The organism is Zoogloea dura (assembly GCF_012927165.1).
Classification (GTDB): Bacteria; Pseudomonadota; Gammaproteobacteria; order Burkholderiales; family Rhodocyclaceae; genus Zoogloea; species Zoogloea dura.
This window is the reverse complement of record NZ_JABBGA010000003.1, coordinates 327,871-347,374: the sequence shown is the minus strand read 5'-3', so window position 1 is coordinate 347,374 and position 19,504 is coordinate 327,871. Positions and strand designations below refer to the sequence as shown.

At 70.5% G+C, this 19,504-nt stretch carries 21 protein-coding genes; 7 read left to right on the top strand and 14 right to left on the bottom strand.

Features of this window, described 5'->3' with window-relative positions:
• Positions 1–34: 34 nt before the first annotated feature.
• The 7 genes from dbpA to HHL15_RS06080 form a co-directional block, all read right to left on the bottom strand.
• On the bottom strand, positions 35–1,525 hold the full coding sequence (dbpA, locus tag HHL15_RS06110; protein WP_169144938.1) for an ATP-dependent RNA helicase DbpA: 1,491 nt from the start codon (positions 1,523–1,525) through the stop codon (positions 35–37).
• Positions 1,526–1,592: 67 nt separating this feature from the next.
• Positions 1,593–2,195, bottom strand: a complete 603-nt coding sequence (locus HHL15_RS06105) for a transglutaminase-like domain-containing protein (RefSeq protein ID WP_169144937.1) — start codon at positions 2,193–2,195, stop codon at positions 1,593–1,595.
• 37 nt (positions 2,196–2,232) lie between these two features.
• Entirely contained in the window at positions 2,233–3,036 is an 804-nt protein-coding gene (locus HHL15_RS06100; RefSeq protein WP_169144936.1) for a J domain-containing protein, read from the bottom strand.
• A 96-nt stretch (positions 3,037–3,132) separates the two neighbouring features.
• Positions 3,133–3,834: an ABC transporter ATP-binding protein gene (locus tag HHL15_RS06095; protein ID WP_169144935.1), complete on the bottom strand. Its 702-nt coding sequence runs from the start codon at positions 3,832–3,834 to the stop codon at positions 3,133–3,135.
• Entirely contained in the window at positions 3,831–5,051 is a 1,221-nt protein-coding gene (locus HHL15_RS06090; protein WP_328824996.1) for an ABC transporter permease, read from the bottom strand. Before HHL15_RS06090 ends, HHL15_RS06095 begins: the two co-directional genes overlap by 4 nt.
• A 5-nt stretch (positions 5,052–5,056) precedes the next feature.
• On the bottom strand, positions 5,057–6,295 hold the full coding sequence (locus HHL15_RS06085) for an efflux RND transporter periplasmic adaptor subunit (RefSeq protein WP_169144934.1): 1,239 nt from the start codon (positions 6,293–6,295) through the stop codon (positions 5,057–5,059).
• Positions 6,292–6,786, bottom strand: coding sequence for a TlpA disulfide reductase family protein (locus tag HHL15_RS06080; RefSeq protein WP_169144933.1), 495 nt, complete (start codon positions 6,784–6,786; stop codon positions 6,292–6,294). Before HHL15_RS06080 ends, HHL15_RS06085 begins: the two co-directional genes overlap by 4 nt.
• Before the next feature lie 48 nt (positions 6,787–6,834).
• Between HHL15_RS06080 and HHL15_RS06075 the strand changes: the two genes are divergently transcribed.
• The 5 genes from HHL15_RS06075 (at position 6,835) to HHL15_RS06055 (ending at position 11,381) form a co-directional block, all read left to right on the top strand.
• Positions 6,835–7,497, top strand: a complete 663-nt coding sequence (locus tag HHL15_RS06075) for a DUF4197 domain-containing protein (protein WP_235943245.1) — start codon at positions 6,835–6,837, stop codon at positions 7,495–7,497.
• 18 nt (positions 7,498–7,515) lie between these two features.
• Positions 7,516–8,214 (top strand): 5-oxoprolinase subunit PxpB, encoded by a 699-nt coding sequence (gene pxpB / locus HHL15_RS06070; protein WP_169144931.1) that lies wholly within the window; start codon positions 7,516–7,518, stop codon positions 8,212–8,214.
• Positions 8,211–9,245 carry a 5-oxoprolinase subunit C family protein gene (locus HHL15_RS06065; RefSeq protein ID WP_169144930.1) on the top strand — a complete coding sequence of 345 codons (1,035 nt, stop codon included), beginning with the start codon at positions 8,211–8,213 and terminating at the stop codon, positions 9,243–9,245. Before pxpB ends, HHL15_RS06065 begins: the two co-directional genes overlap by 4 nt.
• On the top strand, positions 9,242–10,021 hold the full coding sequence (locus tag HHL15_RS06060; protein ID WP_169144929.1) for a LamB/YcsF family protein: 780 nt from the start codon (positions 9,242–9,244) through the stop codon (positions 10,019–10,021). The genes HHL15_RS06065 and HHL15_RS06060 overlap by 4 nt, the downstream gene beginning before the upstream one ends.
• Before the next feature lie 73 nt (positions 10,022–10,094).
• Entirely contained in the window at positions 10,095–11,381 is a 1,287-nt protein-coding gene (locus HHL15_RS06055; RefSeq protein WP_169144928.1) for a Glu/Leu/Phe/Val family dehydrogenase, read from the top strand.
• Here HHL15_RS06055 and HHL15_RS06050 read toward each other — a convergent pair.
• The gene (locus HHL15_RS06050; RefSeq protein ID WP_169144927.1) at positions 11,372–11,989 is read right to left on the bottom strand and encodes a TetR/AcrR family transcriptional regulator; all 618 of its coding nucleotides are present in this window, start codon (positions 11,987–11,989) and stop codon (positions 11,372–11,374) included. The genes HHL15_RS06055 and HHL15_RS06050 overlap by 10 nt on opposite strands.
• Before the next feature lie 94 nt (positions 11,990–12,083).
• On the opposite strand from HHL15_RS06050, the gene HHL15_RS06045 reads away from it, so the two are divergent.
• Both HHL15_RS06045 and HHL15_RS06040 read left to right on the top strand, forming a co-directional pair.
• Positions 12,084–12,590 (top strand): HPP family protein, encoded by a 507-nt coding sequence (locus HHL15_RS06045; protein WP_169144926.1) that lies wholly within the window; start codon positions 12,084–12,086, stop codon positions 12,588–12,590.
• Between the two features lie 88 nt (positions 12,591–12,678).
• The gene (locus tag HHL15_RS06040; RefSeq protein WP_328824995.1) at positions 12,679–13,695 is read left to right on the top strand and encodes a transporter; all 1,017 of its coding nucleotides are present in this window, start codon (positions 12,679–12,681) and stop codon (positions 13,693–13,695) included.
• A gap of 1 nt (position 13,696) precedes the next feature.
• On the opposite strand, the gene HHL15_RS06035 is transcribed toward HHL15_RS06040, so the two are convergent.
• From HHL15_RS06035 to HHL15_RS06010, 6 genes are read right to left on the bottom strand one after another with little or no spacing between them, the layout of a single operon-like run.
• Complete coding sequence (locus tag HHL15_RS06035; protein WP_169144925.1) at positions 13,697–14,437, bottom strand: polysaccharide deacetylase family protein; 741 nt, start codon at positions 14,435–14,437, stop codon at positions 13,697–13,699.
• On the bottom strand, positions 14,434–15,504 hold the full coding sequence (locus tag HHL15_RS06030) for a glycosyltransferase (RefSeq protein WP_169144924.1): 1,071 nt from the start codon (positions 15,502–15,504) through the stop codon (positions 14,434–14,436). The genes HHL15_RS06035 and HHL15_RS06030 overlap by 4 nt, the downstream gene beginning before the upstream one ends.
• The gene (locus HHL15_RS06025) at positions 15,501–16,589 is read right to left on the bottom strand and encodes a glycosyltransferase (protein ID WP_169144923.1); all 1,089 of its coding nucleotides are present in this window, start codon (positions 16,587–16,589) and stop codon (positions 15,501–15,503) included. Before HHL15_RS06025 ends, HHL15_RS06030 begins: the two co-directional genes overlap by 4 nt.
• Positions 16,586–17,629 (bottom strand): lipopolysaccharide heptosyltransferase II, encoded by a 1,044-nt coding sequence (gene waaF, locus HHL15_RS06020; RefSeq protein ID WP_169144922.1) that lies wholly within the window; start codon positions 17,627–17,629, stop codon positions 16,586–16,588. Before waaF ends, HHL15_RS06025 begins: the two co-directional genes overlap by 4 nt.
• Positions 17,629–18,672: a glycosyltransferase family 9 protein gene (locus tag HHL15_RS06015; RefSeq protein ID WP_169144921.1), complete on the bottom strand. Its 1,044-nt coding sequence runs from the start codon at positions 18,670–18,672 to the stop codon at positions 17,629–17,631. The genes waaF and HHL15_RS06015 overlap by 1 nt, the downstream gene beginning before the upstream one ends.
• A 40-nt stretch (positions 18,673–18,712) precedes the next feature.
• Positions 18,713–19,447 carry a glycosyltransferase family 25 protein gene (locus HHL15_RS06010; protein WP_169144920.1) on the bottom strand — a complete coding sequence of 245 codons (735 nt, stop codon included), beginning with the start codon at positions 19,445–19,447 and terminating at the stop codon, positions 18,713–18,715.
• Between the last annotated feature and the right edge of the window lie 57 nt (positions 19,448–19,504).

The window sequence follows — 19,504 nt, the reverse complement described above, 5'->3', positions numbered from 1 at the left end:
GGCGGGGAAAGCTCCAGCTGCGGAAACCGCGAGTTTACTCGTCCAGCAGGCGCACGCGGACCTTGCGGCCCTTGATCTTGCCGTCGCCCAGCCGCTTCAGGGCCCGGGCCGCCACCTCGCGGGCCACCGCCACGTAGGTGGACTGGTCATTGACATTGATCTTGCCGATCTGCGCCGCCGCCAGCCCGGCCTCGCCGGTGAGGGCGCCCAGCACGTCGCCGGGGCGGATCTTGTCCTTGCGGCCGCCGAGGATCTGCAGGGTCACCATCGGCGCCTGCAGGGGCGGGGCCGCCTCCGCTTCCAGGTCGGCGAGGGATTCCCACACCGGCGCGAAACCCTGGGCCGCGGCAATCGCCGCCACCCGCGGCTTTTCGTTGGGCGTCGCCAGGCTCAGGGCCCAGCCGTCCTCGCCGGCGCGGCCGGTACGCCCGACCCGATGCACATGCACCTCCGGGTCGTGGCTGAGGTCCACGTTGATCACCGCCGCCAGCCCGGCGATGTCGAGGCCGCGTGCCGCCACGTCGGTGGCCACCAGCACGCTGCAGCTGCGGTTGGCGAAGCGCACCATCACCTGGTCGCGCTCGCGCTGGTCCAGCTCGCCGTGCAGGGCCAGGGCCTGCACGCCGTCGGCGGCCAGGGCCTCGACCAGATCGCGGCATTGTTGGCGGGTGTTGCAGAAGGCCAGCGTGCTGTCGGGCCGGTAATGGCGCAACAACAGGCCCACCGCGTGCAGGCGCTGCTCCGCCGCCACCTCGTAGAAGCGCTGGCGGATGGTGTCCTCGGCGTGCTGCTCGGGCAGCGCGATGACCTGCGGCTGGCGCATGAACTGGCGTGCCAGGCGCACCACGCCGGGCGGATAGGTGGCCGAGAAGAGCAGGGTCTGGCGCCCCCGCGGGCAGGCCGCCACCACCTGGGCGATGTCGTCGAAGAAGCCCATGTCGAGCATGCGGTCGGCCTCGTCCAGCACCAGGGTGCTCAGAGTGTCGAGTTGCAGGGTGCCCCGCCCCAGGTGGTCGAGGAGGCGCCCGGGGGTCCCCACCACGACGTGGGCGCCGTGGGCCAGGCTGTCGGCTTGCGGGCGGATCGGTGAGCCACCGCACAGGCTGAGGACCTTGATGTTGTCCTCGGCGCGGGCCAGCCGGCGCAGCTCCTGGCTGACCTGCTCGGCCAGCTCGCGGGTCGGGCACAGCACCAGGGCCTGGACGGCAAAGCGGCGTCCATCCAGGCGCTGCAGCAGGGGCAGGCCGAAGGCGGCGGTCTTGCCGCTGCCGGTGCGTGCCTGGGCGATCAGGTCGTAGCCGCCCAGGGCCACCGGCAGCGCCGCGGCCTGGATCGGGGTCATGGTGTGGTAGCCGAGCCTGTCCAGGTTGGCCAGCACGGCGGCGGGCAGTTCGAGGCGCTCGAAGGGCTCGGGGGTGAAGGCCTCCGGCGGCGGCACGAAGGTGGCGTCGGGCAGGGCGTCGGGCGAAAGGGTCTGGGCGAGGCCGGAAGTATCGTCCGGCAGCGGGGTGGTTTGCGAAGTCATGCCGGATTATGGGGGATCGGGCCGGCAGACCCAAGCCTTGCCCCCGGGGACGGGGGCGGCGAGGAATTCAGTCGATCAGCGGAACGTCGGGCAGGTTGGCGTACAGCTCGGCCACATCGAGATGGCGCTCCAGGGCGGCGGTGACCACTGGCAGCGGTTCCGCCCAGATCTCGGGCAGATCCCGGGCATGATGCTCCGCCACCGGGAAGGCCAGCGCCTCCCGGGGCGGGCAGAAGTCGGCGGCCACCCCGGGCTTGTTGCCACGGGCATCGATGCGGTACCAGCCGTGGCCGGGCAGGTACACGGCATTGAGCCCATGCAGGCAATACGGCGCGCCTTCGTCGCCGATAGGCAGGCGCTGGTAGCACAAGCCGGCGGGAATCCGGTTGGCGCGCAGCAGGGCCGCCAGGAGGTGGCTCTTGGCATAACAATAGCCGGTCCCGTGATGCAGGACATCGGAGGCACGGCAGGTGACGGGATTCTGGCGGTAATCCCAGCTATGCCGGATCTGGTCGCGGACGAACCTGAAACAGCGGCGGGCGATGTCCTCCACGTCGCAGGCACCTTCCGCAAGCCGGGCAGCCTGCGCGGCCACCGCCGGGTGATCGAAATCCATGTAGCGGCTGGCGCTCAGGTAGGGGGCGAGGGCTGCCGTGTCGGTCTGGGTCATCGTCTGCACAGTCGGTTGAGGGCAATGCGCGGGGGGCTCAGCGCTGCAGCTCCTGCTGCCAGCGCATGCGCTCGCGGGCGACCCGCTCCTGGATGCGGCGCTCCTCTTCCATGTCAGCGCGGCGGGCGGCTTCTTCTTTCTGGCGCTTCTCCCATTCGGCCTTCTGGCGGGCGGACTGCTCGGCCCGCTCCAGATCGGAGGAGACCCGGTCGGCGTATTGCTCGCGCTCCCGCAGCGCCCACTCGCGCTTGCGTTCTTCTTCCTTGCGCGCGTACTCGAGGCGCTGCTCTTCGGCGCGGCGCCGCGATTCGGCCCGCTCCTCGGCTTCGCGGGCCTCCTGGGCAGCGATTTCCTTGTCGTCCAGGGTGCCGTACATCTGGCGCTTCTCGGCGGCCATCACGCGCTCCTGGGCCTCGGCGGCGGCTTCGCCGCTGGCCACCCGGCCGGCCTGCTTGAAGGCGAATACCGAGAAGAAGATCTGGATGCTCATGCCGATGATCATGAGGCCACCGATGATCGACAGCATGATGCGGCCCGGCGTCCATTTGACGTCGGCGATCTCGACCTTCAGCGGCGCGCTGCCACTTGCCGGCGGCAAATCGCCGACGGGCGGGATCGGCGCGGCCAGGCTGGCGTCGTAGGCATCGCGGCGGCCCTGGTCGGAGAGAATCCAGTAGGCCTCCTTGATGACCTTGATCTGGTTCTCCGCATCCATCGGCTGCAACCCGTGGGTGCCGGACTTGTAATGGTTGAAGAGGCGGATGTGGGCCGCATGGATGTCGGCCTCGCTGGCCTGGGGGCTGAGTCCGAGCAGATCGTAGAGGGTGGTCCTGGCCTTCATGATGGAGGAATTGCCGCAGTGCAAATATGTGTGGCAGATTATATCGTCACCACCCGAAGCCGCCTGAAGGGCGATGTGGCGGGGCAGTGAGGCGTGTCACACCGGCCCGGCGATGTGCCCGTCCACCAGGCGCACGATGCGGTCGCAGCGTTCCGCCAGGCGCGGATCGTGGGTGACGATCAGGCAGGCGCAGCGGGTCTGGCGGTTGAATTCGCGGAGCAGCGCGAAGATGTCATCGGCAGTGTGGGTGTCCAGGTTGCCGGTGGGCTCGTCGGCCAGGATCAGGCGCGGCTTGAGCCCCAGGGCGCGGGCAATGGCGACGCGCTGCTGCTGGCCGCCGGACAGCTCGGACGGCTTCTTGTAGGCATGGGCCTTGAGCCCCACCGCGTCGAGGAGCGACAGGGCCATGGCCTCGGCTTCGTCGTCGGCGGCACCGCGGGCGATGATGGTGGGCATCATCACGTTCTCGACGGCGGTGAAGGCCGGCAGCAGGTGATGGAACTGGAACACGAAGCCGATGCTGCGCCCGCGCAGCTGGGTGATCTCGGCCTCGCTCAGGCGGGCCGTGTCGCGCCCGCCGATGGACAGGCGCCCGCCGGTGGGCCGCTCGAGCAGGCCGATGATGTTGAGCAGGGTGCTCTTGCCGGAGCCGGAGGGGCCGATCAGGGCGGCGAACTCCCCCTCCGCCAGGCTCAGGTCGATACCGTGCAGCACCTCGGTCTCCACCGGGGTGCCGATGTTGTAGGCCTTGGTGAGGCCGGCCAGTTCTATGACAGGGGCGATGGTCGGGGTGCTCATGAGCGGATCGCCTGCACCGGATCCATGCGCGCTGCGCGGCGGGCCGGGATGAGGGCGGAGGCCAGGCCTACAAGGGTTGCCACCAGGGCGGCCATCAGGATGAAGCGGGGCTCCAGCTCGGCAGCAAACAGGGGCGAGCCGTCGGCATTGCGGTAGATGGACGAGAACACATTGAGCAGGGTGAAGGCCAGCAGGCTGCCGAACAGGGAACCCACCGCCCCCACCACCGCGCCCTGGATCAGGAAGATCTGCAGGATCATCGAACGGCTGGCCCCCATGGCCCGCAGGATGCCGATCTCCTTCTGCTTCTGCACCACGCTCACCACCAGCACGCTGGCAATGCCCAGGGCCACGATGATGACCACGAAGCTGCGGATCAGGTTGTTGGAGACGGTCTGGTTGCGCAGGGCGGCGAGGAGCTGGGCGTTGGTCTGCATCCAGCTGTCCACGGTCAGGCCGGTGGCGCCCTTCAGGCGGTCGGCCACGGCCTGGGCCTCGAAGATGTCAGCCACCGTGAGGTCGAGGTTGGACACGCCGCCGGGCAGGTCCAGCAGGCTCTGGGCCAGGGGCAGGGTCACGAAGACCCAGCGGCGGTTGAGGTCCTTGTTGCCGATGTCGAAGATGCCGCCCACCTGCAACTGCTCGTCCCGCCCGTTGGGCAGGGCCACCCGCAGCTTGTCCTCCAGGCGGATGCCCAGGTCCTTGGCCAGCTCGGAGCCGATCACCGCGCGGGTGCCGTCCACCGCGAAGCGGCCGGCCACCATGTATTCCTCCATGCGCACGATGCGCCGGTAGCGTTCGGCGTCCACCCCCATCAGGGCCACCGACTTGTTGGCCTGGCCGCGTACCGCGAAGGCCGGCCCGGTGACCACCGGCGACACCGCGGTGACGCCCTCCATGTCGGCGGCCAGGCGGGCGATGTTCTCCCACTGGTCCACCGAGCGCAGGCGCTGGGCGCGGGGCTCGACGAGGGTCGCGAAGCCCTGATCGTCGATGGCGCGGCGGTTGGCCTCCTCGGTCGGGCGGATCACCACGTGGGCCTGGCTGCCCAGCACGCGGTCCACGATCTGGGCCTGGAGCTGGGTGATGAGCTGGGTCAGGAAGACGATCACCGCCACCCCGCCGGTGGTGCCGGCCAGGATCAGCAGGGTCTGCATGCGCCCCTCCCGCAGGAAGCGCAGGGCCACCAGGGGGGCGAAGGGAAGACGCAGTTTCACGGGTGTCAGCGACTCATGCCCTGGGGCACCTGCAGTCCGCCGGCCTTGTGCTTCTTCGGCTCGCGCAGGCGTAGCGCATCGCCCTCCAGGGCACCGGAGGCCGGCAGGATGACGAGGTCGCCTTCCGACAGGCCCCGGGTGATCTCCACCCGGCCGATGCCCGACAGGCCGACGGCCACCTCAGCCTTCACCGCAACACCATCACGGGCCACCAGGACCCACGGCTTGCCGCCGTCCAGGTCGCGCACCGCCTCGCCGGGCAGCACCAGGGTGGCGTCCCGGTGGCCGGTCACGGTCTCCACCGAAACGGTCATGTCCGGGCGCAGGAAGGGGGGCGGTGAGGCAACGCGGAAGCGGGTCTCCACGGTGCCCCGCTGGGGGTCCACCGCCGGAGCCAGGTAGTACAGCTCGGCATCAAAAGGCTGGCCGGGAAAGGCATCGGCCACGCCACGGGCTTTCTGGCCCTTGTCGAGGAGGCGCAGGTTCTTCTCGTCCACCGTGGCATAGACGCGGGTCTCGCCCGCCTCGGCCAGCTCCAGCAGCACCTTGCCGGCCGCCGCCACGTCGCCGGGCTCGGCCTTGCGGGTCAGCACCATCCCCGCCGACGGTGCGGTGAGGGTCAGCTGCGCCGCCCGGGCGCGGGCGTTGGCGAGCTGGGCGCGAGCCTGCTCGACGCGGGCCTGCGCCGCCTCACGTTCGGTGCCATGAGGTGCCTGGGCAGCCAGCTGGGCACGCGCCGTGTCGACGGCAGAGCGGGCGGTGGCCTGGTTACGCAGCGCGTCATCAGCCTTCGACTGGGAATAGAAACCCCGGGCGACCAGCTGGCGGGCCCGCTCGGCCTCGGCACTGGCCACCGACAGGTTGGCTTCGGCCTGGACGAGTTGCTGCGCGGCCACCGGTTGGCCCACCCGGTCGATCTGCACGCGCCGCGCCTCGGCCTCAGCCAGGGCCGCGGCGGCCTGGTTCACCAGGGCCTCGGCATCATCGGCGCGGAGGCGGGCCAGCACCTGGCCGGCCTTGACCACATCACCCTCGCGTACGGTCACCTCCAGTACGGTGACGGCGATCGGACTGCCGATGGAGATGCGTGCCGGCGTCGCAATGCGCCCGGTGGCCACCACCGACTGGGTGAGGGGCGCCTTGGCCACCACCACCACATCCACCGTCCGGCCACGCGGCCACAGCACGGCAGCCGCCAGCGCGCCGGCCGCAACCAGCGCCACGATCAGGCTGCGGCGCTTCATGCCGATTCCGCCAGCAGCTTTTCGATATCGGCGTGGAGTTTGGGGAAGTCCGGCGCACCGAGGAACTTCTGGACGATGCGGCCTTTGCGGTCGATCAGGAAGGTGGTGGGGGTCAGGCGCACCTCTTCGAAGCCCTTGGCGGCGTCGCCGCTGGTGTCGAGGCCCACGGTGAAGGGCAGGCCGTTCTTGCTGGCGTAGTTGCGCACGTAGTCGGCCGGGTCGTAGTTCATGGCAATCGCCACCGTCTCGAAGCCCTGCCCGGAAAAGCGCCTGTAGGTGTCCACCAGGGCCGGCATCTCGGCCACGCAGGTGGTGCAGGTGGTGGCCCAGAAGTTCACCAGCACCACCTTGCCGCGCAGGGCCGACAGGCGGGCTGCCTGGCCGTCGAGGGTGGTGTAGCCCACATCCGGCGCTGCGGGCTTGCTGCAAGCGTTAAGGACTGCAAGGAGGAAGACAGCAGCCAGGAGACGCGTGATAGCCTTGGGAAACATTCTTGTTTGACCGGAAAGGGGTTTGCCGTGCGTGGAATTCTGCGAGCTTTGCTGCTGCTTGTCATCTGCAGTCATGCCTGGGCCTTCGGCCTGGCCGATCTCACCGACAAGGACGCCTCCGGCGGCCTGCGTGAAGCCCTGGCCCAGGGCGCCGAACGCGCAGTTGGACAACTGGGCAACGAGGGCGGTTTCCTGAACAACCCGAAAGTGAAGATCGGCCTGCCCGACAGCCTCGCCCCGCTGGAAGGCATGCTGCGCACCATGGGCCGCGGCAAGGACCTGGACGCCCTGGTCGCCACCATGAACAAGGCCGCCGAGCAGGCGGTGCCCAAGGCCAAGCCGCTGCTGGTCGAAGCGGTGAAGAAAATGAGCGTGGACGATGCCAAGAAGATCCTCACCGGCGGCGACGACTCGGCCACCCGCTATTTCAAGGACAAGACCGCCGCCCAGCTGGCCGAATCCTTCCTGCCGACCGTCAAGGAAGCCACCGACAAGCTTGCCCTGTCGGCCCAGTACAACAAGCTGGCCAGCAAGGCCGGCCAGTTCGGCCTGGCCAAGGGCGACGACCTGAAGATCGAGAACTACGTGACCCGCAAGGCCCTCGACGGCCTCTACCTGATGATCGCCGAGGAAGAGAAGGCCATCCGCAAGGACCCGGTCGGCGCGGCCGGCGGGCTGGCCAAGAAGGTCTTCGGGGCGCTCGGCCAGTAAGACGCCCGGGCAGCCCCCGTGACCGGCCATCCCCGCCTGCTGCCGCTGGGTGACTGCGCCTTCACGGTGGAATTCGGCCGGCTGATCGAGCCGGCCACCCAGGCGCGGGTGTTCGGCCTTGCGGCGGCGCTGGAGGCCGCCAGGGCTGCCGGAAACCTGCCGGGGGTGATCGAATGGGTGCCCACCTTCTGTGGCGTCACCGTGCATTTCGACCCGGACCTGGCCGACACCGGGGCGCTCGCCTCCAGCCTGCTGAGCCTTGCCGGCGAAGCCCGGGGGCATCACGGCACGGGCCGCCTGTGGACCGTGCCGGTGTGCTTCGACCCGGACTGCGGCCCCGACCTGGACACGGTGGCGACGACCCGCGGCCTGGATCCGCAAGAGGTGATCGAGCGCTTCGTGGCCAGTGAATTCACGGTCTGCATGCTGGGCTTCCTGCCCGGCTTTCCTTACCTTTCAGGCCTCCCTGCCGAACTCGAAATGCCCCGCCTGGCCACGCCGCGCAGCCGCGTCCCGGCCGGCTCGGTGGCCATCGCCGGGCGCATGGCGGCCATCTATCCCTGGGACAGCCCCGGCGGCTGGCGCCTGCTCGGCCGCACGCCGCTGCGCCTCTTCGACGCCAGCCGGGCCGAGCGCCCTGCCCTGTTCGCCCCCGGCGATCGGATCCGCTGGCAGGTGGTGGGGCCGGAGGCGCTCGCGGCGGAGGGCGTCCGGTGAACGCCTGGCTTGAGATCGTCTCGCCCGGGCTCGGGGTCAGCGTGCAGGACGCCGGACGCAGCGGCCATCGGGCCATCGGCGTACCGCTCTCGGGCGCACTGGATCCGACGGGCCTCGCCGCCGCCAATCTGCTGGCCGGCAACGAGGCGGGCGCGGCCGGCCTGGAGGTGCTCCTCGCCGGCCCCGTGCTGCGGGCCGTCGACGCCCCCCTGCGCATCGCCCTGGGCGGTTCCCTGGCTGGCCGCCTGATCCCCCGGGACGGCCCGCCCCGCCCGGTTGCCGCGTGGTCCGCCCTCACCCTGCAGGCGGGTGACACCCTGCACCTGGTCAACGCCCCGGGCGCGGGCTACCTGGCGGTGAGCGGCGGCCTGCAGGTTATGCCCGCCCTGGGCAGCCGCGCCAGCTATCCGCGGGCCGGGCTGGGCCCTCCGCCGCTGCAGGCCGGCCAGCGCCTGCCCTGCCGGCAGGCCACCGACAGGGCACAGCCCGACCTGCAGGCCGACTCCTTGCTCCACCCCGACGGCCCGATCCGCGTGATCCCCGGCCCCCAGGCCGGGCACTTCACCCCCTCCGCCCTCGCCACCTTCCTGTCCGAGCCCTACCGGATCGGACAGCAGCGCGACCGCATGGGCATCCGCCTCGACGGCCCGCCCCTCGCTCACAGCGAACTCGGCGCCGACATCGTCTCCGACGGGGTGGCCCCGGGGGCCATCCAGGTGCCTGCCGACGGCCGCCCGATCCTGCTGCTGGCGGATTGCCAGACCGTGGGCGGCTACCCCAAGATCGCCACCGTGATCCGCGCCGACCTGCCCCGCATCGCCCACCTGCAAGCCGGCGACAGCCTGCGCTTTGCGGCCGTGGATGCCCGCCAGGCCGCCGCCGCCCGGGCTGACCTGGCAAGTCGGCTGCAGGCCTGGCAGGCCTCGATCCGGCCGCGTGGCGGCCTCACCGACAGCGCCGCCCTGCTCGCCGCCAACCTGGCCGGCGCCGCCGTCCGCGGCGACGAAGACCCTCTCCAGACCCAGCCATGACAGCCACGATCAATCTCAATGCCGACCTCGGCGAAAGCTACGGCGCCTGGGAGATGGGCAGCGACGCCGCCCTGCTCGCCATCGTCGGCAGCGCCAACCTGGCCTGCGGCTTCCACGCTGGCGACCCGCTGGTGATGCGGCGCACCCTGCGCCTGGCCCGCGACGCCGGCGTCGGCATCGGTGCCCACCCCTCCTTCCCCGACCTGCAGGGCTTCGGCCGCCGGCCCATGACCTTGCCCGCCGACGAGCTGGAGGCCATCCTGCTCTACCAGATGGCAGCCCTGGCCGGCATGGCCCGCGCTGAAGGGCTGGCCATGGCCCACGTCAAGCCCCACGGCGCCCTCAGCAACATGGCCTGCCGGGACGCCGCGCTGGCGGCCACGGTGGCCCGTGCGATCAAGGCCTTCGACCCCGGCCTGATCCTGCTCGCCCCGGCCTGCTCCGAGCTGGTCCACGCCGGCCAGTCCGCCGGCCTGCGGGTGGTGCAGGAGATCTTCGCCGACCGGGCCTACCTGGACGATGGCAACCTGGTGCCGCGCAGCCGGCCCGACGCCATGATCCACGGCGCCGAGGCCGCCCTCGCCCACGTGACGGCCATGCTCGCCGAACAGGCCCTCATCTCGGTCAATGGCGTCCGCCGGCCCACTTCCATCGGCAGCATCTGCGTGCATGGCGACAGCCCCGAGGCGGTCGCCACCGCCGCCCTGCTGCGGGACGGCCTGGGTCGCCAGGGCTACCGGCTGGTCAGCCTGGTGGACCTGGACCGCGTCATCTGACACGGACGGCCACGCCCGGCCGGAACCGCATCGCTGCATCAGCCGTCCAATCGGCACAAGGAGGAGGCACAACATGAACAACGTCGCGCACATCCCGTCCTACCTGTCCGCCGAGCACCTCGGCCCCTGGGAGACCTTCCTGGTCCAGATCGACCGGGTCGAACCCCACCTGTCCGCCGAGCTGCGTCCCCTCACCCCGCTGCTCACCCGCCCCATGCGGGCGTTGATCGTCAATGTGCCGATCCGCCTCGACGACGGCGAGATGGCCCATTTCGAGGGCTACCGGGTGCAGCACAACCTGGCGCGCGGGCCCGGCAAGGGCGGCATCCGCTTCCACCCGGACGTGACCCTGGCCGAGGTGATGGCCCTGTCGGCCTGGATGACGGTGAAGAACGCCGTGGTGAACGTGCCCTTCGGCGGCGCCAAGGGCGGCGTGCGGGTGGATCCCAAGCAGCTCTCCCTGGCCGAGCTGGAGCGCCTGACCCGCCGCTACACCAGCGAGATCCACATCCTGCTGGGCCAGGACAAGGACATTCCGGCGCCGGACATCAACACCAACGAGCAGGTGATGGCCTGGATGATGGACACCTACTCCATGAATGAAGGGCGGACCTCGATGGGCGTGGTCACCGGCAAACCGATCAGCCTGGGCGGCAGCCTGGGCCGCAAGGATGCCACCGGGCGCGGCGTCTTCGTGAGCACCGTGGAAGCCGCCAAACGCCTGGGCATGGACATCAACGGCGCGCGGGTGGCGGTGCAGGGCTTCGGCAATGTCGGCGAGGCGGCGGCCCGCCTGTTTGCCGAGGCGGGCGCCAGGGTGGTGGCCCTGCAGGACAGCTCGGGCGCGATCGCCAACCCGTCCGGTCTCGATGTGCACGCCGCCAAGGCCTGGCGCCAGCAGCAGGGCCGCCTGAGCGGTGCCCCAGGCGCCGAGACCATCGACGCCGACCGCTTCTGGAGCGTGGAGGCCGACATCCTGGTGGCCGCCGCCATGGAAAACCAGATCACCCCGGCCGTCGCCGAACGCATCCATGCGCGCATCCTGGTCGAAGGCGCCAACGGCCCGACCACCCCGGAAGCCGACCTGATCCTGCAGGAGCGCGGCATCACGGTGATCCCCGACGTGCTGGCCAACGCCGGCGGCGTGACGGTGAGCTACTTCGAGTGGGTGCAGGACATCAGCGCCTTCTTCTGGACCGAGGACGAGATCAACGCCCGCCTCGACCGGATCATGCGTGAAGCCTTCACGGCGGTGTGGGACGCCGCCCGGGCCAAGGGCATCCCGCTGCGCACCGCCGCCTTCGTGCTGGGCTGCGAGCGGGTACTGCTGGCCCACAAGGTGCGCGGCCTCTACCCCTGAGCCGCCGGCAGGGGCGCCAGCAGGCGGCGCGCCATGTCCCAGGCGCGCGCCGCCGCCCCGGCACCGTCACCGCTGACCAGGGCCACGCCGATCGCCCCGTCGAGCAGCAGGTTGAACTCCGCCGCCCGGGCCAGGGCAGCCTCCGCCCCCGTCAGCGGCACCAGCAGCCCGGCCAGGAAGGTCTCCAGGGCCTGCTTGTGATCCCGGGCGATCTGCGCCAGGCCGGCCTCCCCGGCATGGAATTCCGCCGCCACGTTGAGGAACATGCAGCCGGCAAAGTCCGGTTCGGCGAACCAGCGGGCATGCCATTCGAACACCGCCTGCAGGCGCTCCAGCGGCGCCTCCCGCCCGGCCACGCCGGCCTCCAGGCTGGCCCGGAAGCGGCGGTCGCGCTCCCGCAGCACTTCGGCGATCAGCTCGGTCTTGGACGGAAAATGGCTGTACAGGGTCTTCTTGGCCACCCCGGCAGTGGCCAGGATGGTGTCGATGCCGACCCCGTGGTAGCCCCCGGCGGCAAACAGGCGCAGGGCGGTATCCACCAGGTGGGCACGGCGATCGACACGCACAGGGGTTTCGGAGAGCGGACGGGCAGCGGGACGACGGGGCATGGGCGCACCATAACGCCTCCCGGGCAGGCTTGCAAAGCAGCGGCAAACCGTTAGAGTAGACAGATCTGTCTACCACTCTAGCGACGAGGTTCCCATGTCCGCCTTCCTGTCCCGCCTGCGCGGGGGTGCTGCCCTGCCCCCGGTGCCTCCTGCCCGCGTCATCGCCCTCTCCGGCCTCGGCGGCTTCCTGGCCATCGCCGTGGTGGCGGGGCTGGCCGAAGGCTTGTCGCAAGCCCTGGTGCTGGGCTCCTTCGGTGCCTCCTGCGTGCTGGTCTTCGGCTTTCCCGACGTGCCCTTCTCGCAGCCCCGCAATGTGGTCTTCGGGCACGTCCTGAGCAGCTTCACCGGACTGGCCTGCCTGGCCGTGTTCGGGCCGCACTGGTGGGCCGCCGCCGTGGCCGTGGCGCTGGCCATCATGGGCATGATGGCCCTGCGCTGCGTGCATCCACCGGCCGGCTCCAACCCGGTGATCGTCTTCCTGGCGACGCCGGGCTGGGCCTTCCTGCTCACCCCGACCCTCGCCGGCGCCCTGGTGCTGGTGGCGGTGGCCCTGGTCTACAACAACCTGCGCGGGCCCGGGCGCTACCCGGCCTACTGGTGAGGATGGATGGATTGTCACGGCCGCGTCATGTGCATCGTTCAGGCTCGCGGTCCGAGCCTTTTTCTGCGCCAGCCCCGACGCCCCCACCGTGCTGCCTTCCGATGCTTCCTATGGCTCCGACCGCTCGGGCCTGATCTCCGGCTTCCTGTTCCGCCCCGGCGCCAGCGGCGAAACCATGGACACCCAGGCCGCGGCCGCCTGGCTGCGGGGCAACGGCCCCGCGCCGGATGGCAGCTTCGCCTGGCTGCACTTCAACCTGGCCAACGCGGTCACCGAGCGCTGGCTGCGGGACCACCTGGGTGAGGCCGAGGCCTTCTTCGATGCCCTGCACGAGGGCTCCCGGTCCACCCGCATCGAGTACGCCCACGAAGCGCTGATCGCGGTGGTCAACGACGTGCATTACCAGTTCGACTTCGAGCCCTCGCAGATCGCCACCCAATGGCTGTGGGTGGACCAGCGCACCCTGCTCAGCGCCCGCCTCCAGCCGCTGCGCTCCATCGACCGCCTGCGCGAAGCCGTCAAGGGCGGCGAGACCTTCGAGTCGCCAACCGCCCTGCTGACCCATCTGCTGCGCGACCAGGCCGACGTCCTGGTGCAGATTGTGCGGTCGGCAACGGCCCGGGTGGACAAGATCGAGGACAGCCTGCTGGCCGACCGGGTGCATCAGAGCCGGAGCCGCCTGGGCTCGCTGCGCCGCGTGCTGGTGCGCCTGCGCCGCCTGCTGGCGCCCGAGCCCGGCGCCCTGTTCCGCCTGCTCAACCAGCCACCGGCCTGGATCGCCACCCGCGACGTGCAGGAGCTGCGCCATTCCACCGAAGAGTTCTCCGCCGTGCTGGGCGACATGACGGCCCTGCAGGAACGCATCAAACTGCTGCAGGAGGAAGTGGCGGCGCGGGTCACCGAGGAAACCAACCGCAGCGTCTTCGTGCTGACCATGGTCACCGTGCTGGCCCTGCCGATCAACATGATCGCCGGCCTGCTCGGCATGAACGTGGGCGGCATTCCACTGGCCGAGCACGAGCACGGCTTCTGGATCGTGGTGGCGATCATCGCCAGCTTCACGCTGGCGGCAGCGTGGTGGGCCTTCCGGCGACGGGAGGATTAGGCTAGCGCCGGAGCTGCGGGTTCTTGGGGGTATTCTTGGTCAGCAGCTTCCACGCCACGCCGAAGACATCGTCCCCGCGGGACACCGCCTTGCGCGGCAGGGTCAGCAGGTCGTCGGCAGGCGTGGCGGCGGCGCGTACGCAGGTGGTGGCGGTGAGATAGCCAGCCTCGGCAGCGGCATTCACGGCGCGGATGTCGTGGCTGCCGTAGGGGTAGCAGAAGTGCTTCACCGGCTGGCCGAGGATGTCTTCCAGGGCCACCTTGCTGTCCTGCAACTCGCTGCGGATGCGGCCGTCGTCGGCCTGGGCCAGGCGCGGATGACTGACCGTGTGGGAGCCCACCGTGAAACCCAGGGACTGGATCTCACGGAGCTGGGCGGCGTTCATCAGGGGGGCTGGCTCGAGGCCCTCCGGGGCCACCCAGGACGAGGTGGCGCCCACCAGGCTGCTCACCGCGTACACGGTGGCCGGGTAGCCATGGGCCTTGAGCACCGGCGCGGCGTTCTCGAGGAAATCCACGTAGGCGTCGTCGAAGGTCAGCACCAGGGGCCGGGCGGGCAAGACCTGCTCGCCGCGCAGGCCGGCCGCCGCCTCGTCGAGGCCGATCACGGTGTAGCCCATCACCCGGAACATCTTCATCTGGGCACGGAAGCGCGGCAGGTGGCAGTAGAGCGCACCATGCGCCTTGACCCGGCCGGGAAAGTGGCCCACCCGGTGGTACATCAGGATCTGAACTTGCGTCACTTGGAATGGGCCTCCAGGGCCTGGCGGTAAACCACCAGGGTCTTGTCCAGCATGGCTTCCAGGGTGAAGCCATCCTCGAAGCGGGCCCGCGCCCGGGCGCCGCAGTCGCGCCGCAGGGCCGGGTCCTCGAGCAGCGGAGCGAGCGCCGTGGCCAGCCCCGCGGGATCATCCGGCGGCACCAGGAAACCGTTGTCGCCCTCCTTCACCACCTCGCCGGTGCCGCCCACCCAGGTGGCGACAATCGGCAGCGAGAAGGCCGAGGCCTCCAGCAGGGCCAGGGACAAGGCCTCGCGGCGCGACGGTGCAACCAGGATGTCGGCGGCGCCCAGCAGCGCCGGCACGTCTTCGCGCAGCCCCAGGAAACGGACCCGCCCGGCCAGCCCGAGTTCCCCGGCCAGGGCTTCCATGCGCTGCCCCAGTTCGCTGCCCTTGTCACCGGCCAGCAGCAGGGTCCAGGGGCGCTCGCGCAGGCCGGCGAGAGCCTTGAGCAAGGTGTCGTGGCCCTTGGCATGGATGAAGCGCGCGGCCATCAGCAGGCAGGGCTCGTCGCCCAGGCCGAGCTCCCGGCGCATCTGCTCGCGCCCGGTGTGAGGCAGGGCTGCCACGTCGGGGATGCCGTTGTGCACCACCTGGATGCGCTCGGCCTCGTAGCCCCGGTCGAGCAGGAAGCTCTCCACCGCCCCGGCCACCGCGATGATGCGGTCGGCCCGGCCGAAGTGCTTGCCGGCATTGGTGGAGTGGGCCGTGGCCACGTTGGCCACACCGGCCAGGCGGCCGCCCAGGCCGGCGTAATACGCCCCGCGGGTCAGGTGGCCGTGGATCAGGTCGGCCTTCTCGCGGCGGGCCAGGGCCGCCAGGCTCCACAGGGAGGGCAGGTCGATCAGCCCATGCAGCGGAATATGGTGATGGGGCAGGCCGGCCGCCTTGACCTGGTCACCCAGCCAGCCGTCCATCGGGCCCGCAAAGACCGGCTCGTGGCCGCGCTCGCGCAGGCCGCCCATGAGTTGCAGGGCATGGCGCTCGGCACCGCCGCTGTCATGGCTGTGCAGGACCATCAGCACCTTCATCGGTGGTTCTCCAGGACGTGTTCATAGATGCGCCGGTTGCCCTCGACCATGCCGTCGATGGAGAACTCGGCCAGGATGCGCGCGCGGCCGGCCTCGCCGTAGCGGCGGCGCAGATCCGCGTCGCCAGCCAGGCGTTCCACGGCTTCGGCCAGGGCGGCCACATCGCCGGGCGGGCACAGGATGCCGGTGACACCATCGAGCACCGCCTCGGGCAAGCCTCCGGCGCGGCTGGTGATCACCGGCACGCCGGCCGCCGCCGCCTGCAGCAGGGAGACGCCCAGGCCTTCCATCTCGGCGGGATGCACCAGCATGTCGAGACCGCCGATCCAATGGGCCAGATCGTGTCGGAAGCCGGCGAAATGGACGTTGCCGTCCAGCCTGCGGGCCGTCACATCGGCGCGCAGCTCGGCCTGCAGCGGCCCCTGGCCGAAGACCAGCACGTGCAGCTCGGGATAGCGCTCCACCAGTTCGGGCAGCGCTGCGAAGAGATAACGGTGGCCCTTGCGCGGGATCATCTGGGCCACCACCCCGGCCACCAGGGCGTCCCGGGGCAGGCGGAACTCGGCGCGGAAGGCTTCCGGATCCACCTCCGGCAGGAAGGGCGCCGGGTCGACCGCACTGCGCACGCAGGTGACCTTGCCGGCCGGCAGGCCCTCGTCGAGCAGGACCTGGCGGATACCCTCGGAGATGGTGATGACGTGGTCGTACAGGCGGTACTTCAGCGCCACGACAAGGCGCGACTCAGGGTTGTCCACCCGCCGCGACAGCACGCAGGGCACGCCGGCCAGCTTGGCCGCCAGCCCGCCCCAGGTGTCGGCACCGCGGCGGCTGTGGAGGTGCACCAGGTCGGGCTTCTCGGCGCGGATCAGGCGGGCCAGCCGGAAGGCCAGGCCGATGTCCGCGTCACCGCCCATCTTCATGGCCAGCACCCGGGTGCCGGCAGGCTGCTGGCGGGCCATCTCGCTGCCGAGGGGGCAGGCCAGCAGGTTATCGACCCCCTGGGCGGCCAGGCCTTCGGTGATGTAGAGCACCTGGCGGGCGCCGCCATACAGGTGCTTGCCGGATTCCACGTGGAGGATCTTCATCGGGCGTGCTCCGCGGCCAGCATGGCCTGGGCTTGTTGCAGCACCCGCTGCGGGGTGATGTCGCGCAGGCAGGTGAACTTGCCGCCACAGGTGGGACGGCGCCGGCACGGGGAGCATGGCATGCCCAACCAGATCACGCTGCCGGTGGACCGCCCGGTGTTCTGATAGGGGCAGGTGGAACCGAAGATCGCCACGGTGGGCCGGGCCAGGGCCGTGCCCATGTGGGTGAGGCCGGTATCCACCCCGATCAGCAGGGCCGCGTGGGCGATCACCGCGGCCGCCTCGGGCAGGCGGGTCTGGCCGGCCAGGTTGACGATGCGCGGATCGGCAGCGGCGATGCGGGCAGCAGCCTGCTGGTCGGCGGGGCCGCCGAGGATCACCGGGGTCAGGCCGGTGGCCTCGATGAGTTGCGGCGCCAGGGCCTGCCAGGCGTCTTCGAACCAGTGTTTCTGGGGGCGCGTGGTGAAGGGGGCGAAGACCGCAAAGCGTCCCACCTGCAGCCCATGGGCTTCGAGCTTGGCCGCGACGGCAGCCTCCGTCTCCGGCGCCACCGTGAGGGTGGGCAGGAAATCGCCGGCGTCAAAACCCAGCTGCTGCGCCAGGTACTGGTATTCGGAACCGATGCGCGCCTTCTCGCCGCCCCGTGGAATGACTTCACTCATCAACCACTGGCTGCCTTCCTTGGACCCCAGGCCGACCCGCCGCGGCGCACCGGACAGCCAGGTGAGGAAGCCGCTCTTCAGCAGGCCCTGCAGGTCCACCGCTACGTCGAAGCGCCGCGCCCGGAGCTCGCGCCGCAGCTGGCGTACCCGCCCCAGCAGCTCGAGCCTGCGGCCGGATTTCCAGAGCTTCACCCATTCTCCCTTCGACCAGGTGATGACCTCGTCGATGGCCGGATCAGGCAACAACAGTTCGTGGATCCCCGGCTCGACCAGCCAGGCGATGTGGGCATCGGGATGGGCGCGGCGGATGGCGCCCGGCAGCGCCGAAGCAAACACCACGTCGCCGATGGCCGAGGTACGGACGATCAGGATGCGCATCAGGAGGCCGCTCCCGCCGCAACAGCTCGCAGGCCGGGCGCATCCAGTTCGATCAGGCGTGCCAGCACCGCCTCCACCGTGATGGCGGCCATGCCGTCGCCGGCCAGGGCCTGGAGCAGGGGGTCATGGGCCAGCGGCGGCGTGGCACCGAACAGCCCCAGCGCGGGAATGCCGTTGGCCACCGCCATGTTGAGCACGCCGGTGTCGTTGCCGACACAGTACTGGCAGTGGCGCAACAAGGCCGCCGAGCGCTGCACCGAGGGCTGGGTGGAGACAAATACGCTGGCCCGCAGCGGCTCAATCAAGGCCTGCAGGATGGCCTTGGCGGGTTCTGCCTCTGCGGGCCCGCCAAGCAGCACCACACTGCCGCCCCGCTCCGCGATGGCCTTGGCGAGGGCGGCGAAACGTTCGGCCCCCCAGTTCTTGCGCGGCTCGGAGGTCCCGATGGAGAAGGCGTAGCGCGGCGCCGGGTAGGCGGCCAGATCACGCTCGGCGCCCGCCAGGGCATCGGGCAGCACCTTCATGCGCGGCACCACCGGCCCGTCGACCAGCCCGTGGGCCACACAGAAGGCGGTGGCCTCCGGATAGACCCAGTTGCCCGGGCCGCTGTAGGGACGGATGTAGGGCGGCAGATTGAGGAGCAGGCGCTCACCCATGCTGAAACCGAAACCCGCCCGCTGCCGTATTCCCGCCAGCAGGGCCAGCAGGGCGTAGCGGGCGCGGCCCGAGAAGATGTAGATGCGCTCGAACCCCTCTGCCCGCAACTCGCCGACGAAAGCCAGCTGAGCCGCCAGGCCGTCGTGACGGCCGGCCCGGCGCTCGCTCTTGCGCGGCTTGCGATCAAACTCGATGACCTTCTCGATGCAGTCCTCGGCCGCCAGAACCTCCGCCGCGCGACACGACGGACGGGCGATCACGCTGAGCTTGCCACCGGCGCTGACGGCCGCGATGGCCCGCAGATAGGGTATATGCCAGACCAGATCACCGATGCCACTGCGATGGTGGACGACGACGGTGCGAGGAAACGAGGGGGGTTGGAGCATCGGGACAGGGAGCGGCGGCACGCCAGGGCACGTCAATCCGTCATTTTGCCTGATCGGCCGCGCGGCTGCGTCGCTGCAAGCGGCGCGCCAGCAGGAAGACCCGCAGTTTGCGACGCTGGGCCTCGGTGACCTGGGCCAGGTGACGCACCAGGGTCTTGCGCCGCCCGCTGCCGAAACGCCCCTGGATGCTGCTGGCGATGGTGCTGTCCTCCTCGACTACTGCAGGAGTGACCACCGGCACATACAGATCATGCTTCCAGTAGGCATCCAGCGTGGTGTCGATGGGTGCCCGGGGCACCGGCAGGGTGGCCAGCAGGCGCCGGGCGCCAGCCTGGGTCACCAGGTAGCCCTGGGTCCCGCTGGGGTTCTTGTTGGGCAACACCAGACGGCGCCCGCCGGGCAGGGCCCCAAGGGTGATGCCACGGACCGGGCGCAGGGCCGACAAACGCACCGCATCCACCGGATAATCTAGAGCCAGTGCAGCCTGGGCCACCTCGAGCAGCGCCGGATCAAGCAGCACATCGTCCTCCAGGATGATGGCGGCCGGCAACCCCTGCTCCACCACGGTCTCCCAGAAACGCACATGGGACAGGTAACAGCCCAACTCCCCCGAAGACAGGCCGGGCTCGGTGCCCGCCGGCAGGCGGGCCCGGTCGAGACGTGCGCCCTCGACCGCAGGCAGGACCTCTGCCTCCAGCCCGAGCGCGGTCAGCCGCTCGCGCATGGTCCGCAGACGCTCCGTGGCACGAGGGAGATTGAGCACAAAGATCTTCATGATGAAAAAACGCCGTTCGGCAGAAGCATCTCCCGCAGGGCGGCCCGCTGCCGGGAT

Excerpts from the sequence above, each read along its gene's own strand:
- HHL15_RS06085 (WP_169144934.1), bottom strand. The coding sequence starts at position 6,295 with ATGAAGCGCCGCAGCCTGATCGTGGCGCTGGTTGCGGCCGGCGCGCTG.
- HHL15_RS06055 (WP_169144928.1), top strand. The coding sequence starts at position 10,095 with ATGAACAACGTCGCGCACATCCCGTCCTACCTGTCCGCCGAGCACCTC.
- HHL15_RS06080 (WP_169144933.1), bottom strand. The coding sequence starts at position 6,786 with ATGTTTCCCAAGGCTATCACGCGTCTCCTGGCTGCTGTCTTCCTCCTT.
- HHL15_RS06010 (WP_169144920.1), bottom strand. The coding sequence starts at position 19,447 with ATGAAGATCTTTGTGCTCAATCTCCCTCGTGCCACGGAGCGTCTGCGG.
- HHL15_RS06015 (WP_169144921.1), bottom strand. The coding sequence starts at position 18,672 with ATGCTCCAACCCCCCTCGTTTCCTCGCACCGTCGTCGTCCACCATCGC.
- HHL15_RS06060 (WP_169144929.1), top strand. The coding sequence starts at position 9,242 with ATGACAGCCACGATCAATCTCAATGCCGACCTCGGCGAAAGCTACGGC.
- HHL15_RS06025 (WP_169144923.1), bottom strand. The coding sequence starts at position 16,589 with ATGAAGATCCTCCACGTGGAATCCGGCAAGCACCTGTATGGCGGCGCC.
- HHL15_RS06105 (WP_169144937.1), bottom strand. The coding sequence starts at position 2,195 with ATGACCCAGACCGACACGGCAGCCCTCGCCCCCTACCTGAGCGCCAGC.
- HHL15_RS06095 (WP_169144935.1), bottom strand. The coding sequence starts at position 3,834 with ATGAGCACCCCGACCATCGCCCCTGTCATAGAACTGGCCGGCCTCACC.
- HHL15_RS06050 (WP_169144927.1), bottom strand. The coding sequence starts at position 11,989 with ATGCCCCGTCGTCCCGCTGCCCGTCCGCTCTCCGAAACCCCTGTGCGT.
- dbpA (WP_169144938.1), bottom strand. The coding sequence starts at position 1,525 with ATGACTTCGCAAACCACCCCGCTGCCGGACGATACTTCCGGCCTCGCC.
- HHL15_RS06100 (WP_169144936.1), bottom strand. The coding sequence starts at position 3,036 with ATGAAGGCCAGGACCACCCTCTACGATCTGCTCGGACTCAGCCCCCAG.
- HHL15_RS06030 (WP_169144924.1), bottom strand. The coding sequence starts at position 15,504 with ATGAAGGTGCTGATGGTCCTGCACAGCCATGACAGCGGCGGTGCCGAG.
- waaF (WP_169144922.1), bottom strand. The coding sequence starts at position 17,629 with ATGCGCATCCTGATCGTCCGTACCTCGGCCATCGGCGACGTGGTGTTT.
- HHL15_RS06045 (WP_169144926.1), top strand. The coding sequence starts at position 12,084 with ATGTCCGCCTTCCTGTCCCGCCTGCGCGGGGGTGCTGCCCTGCCCCCG.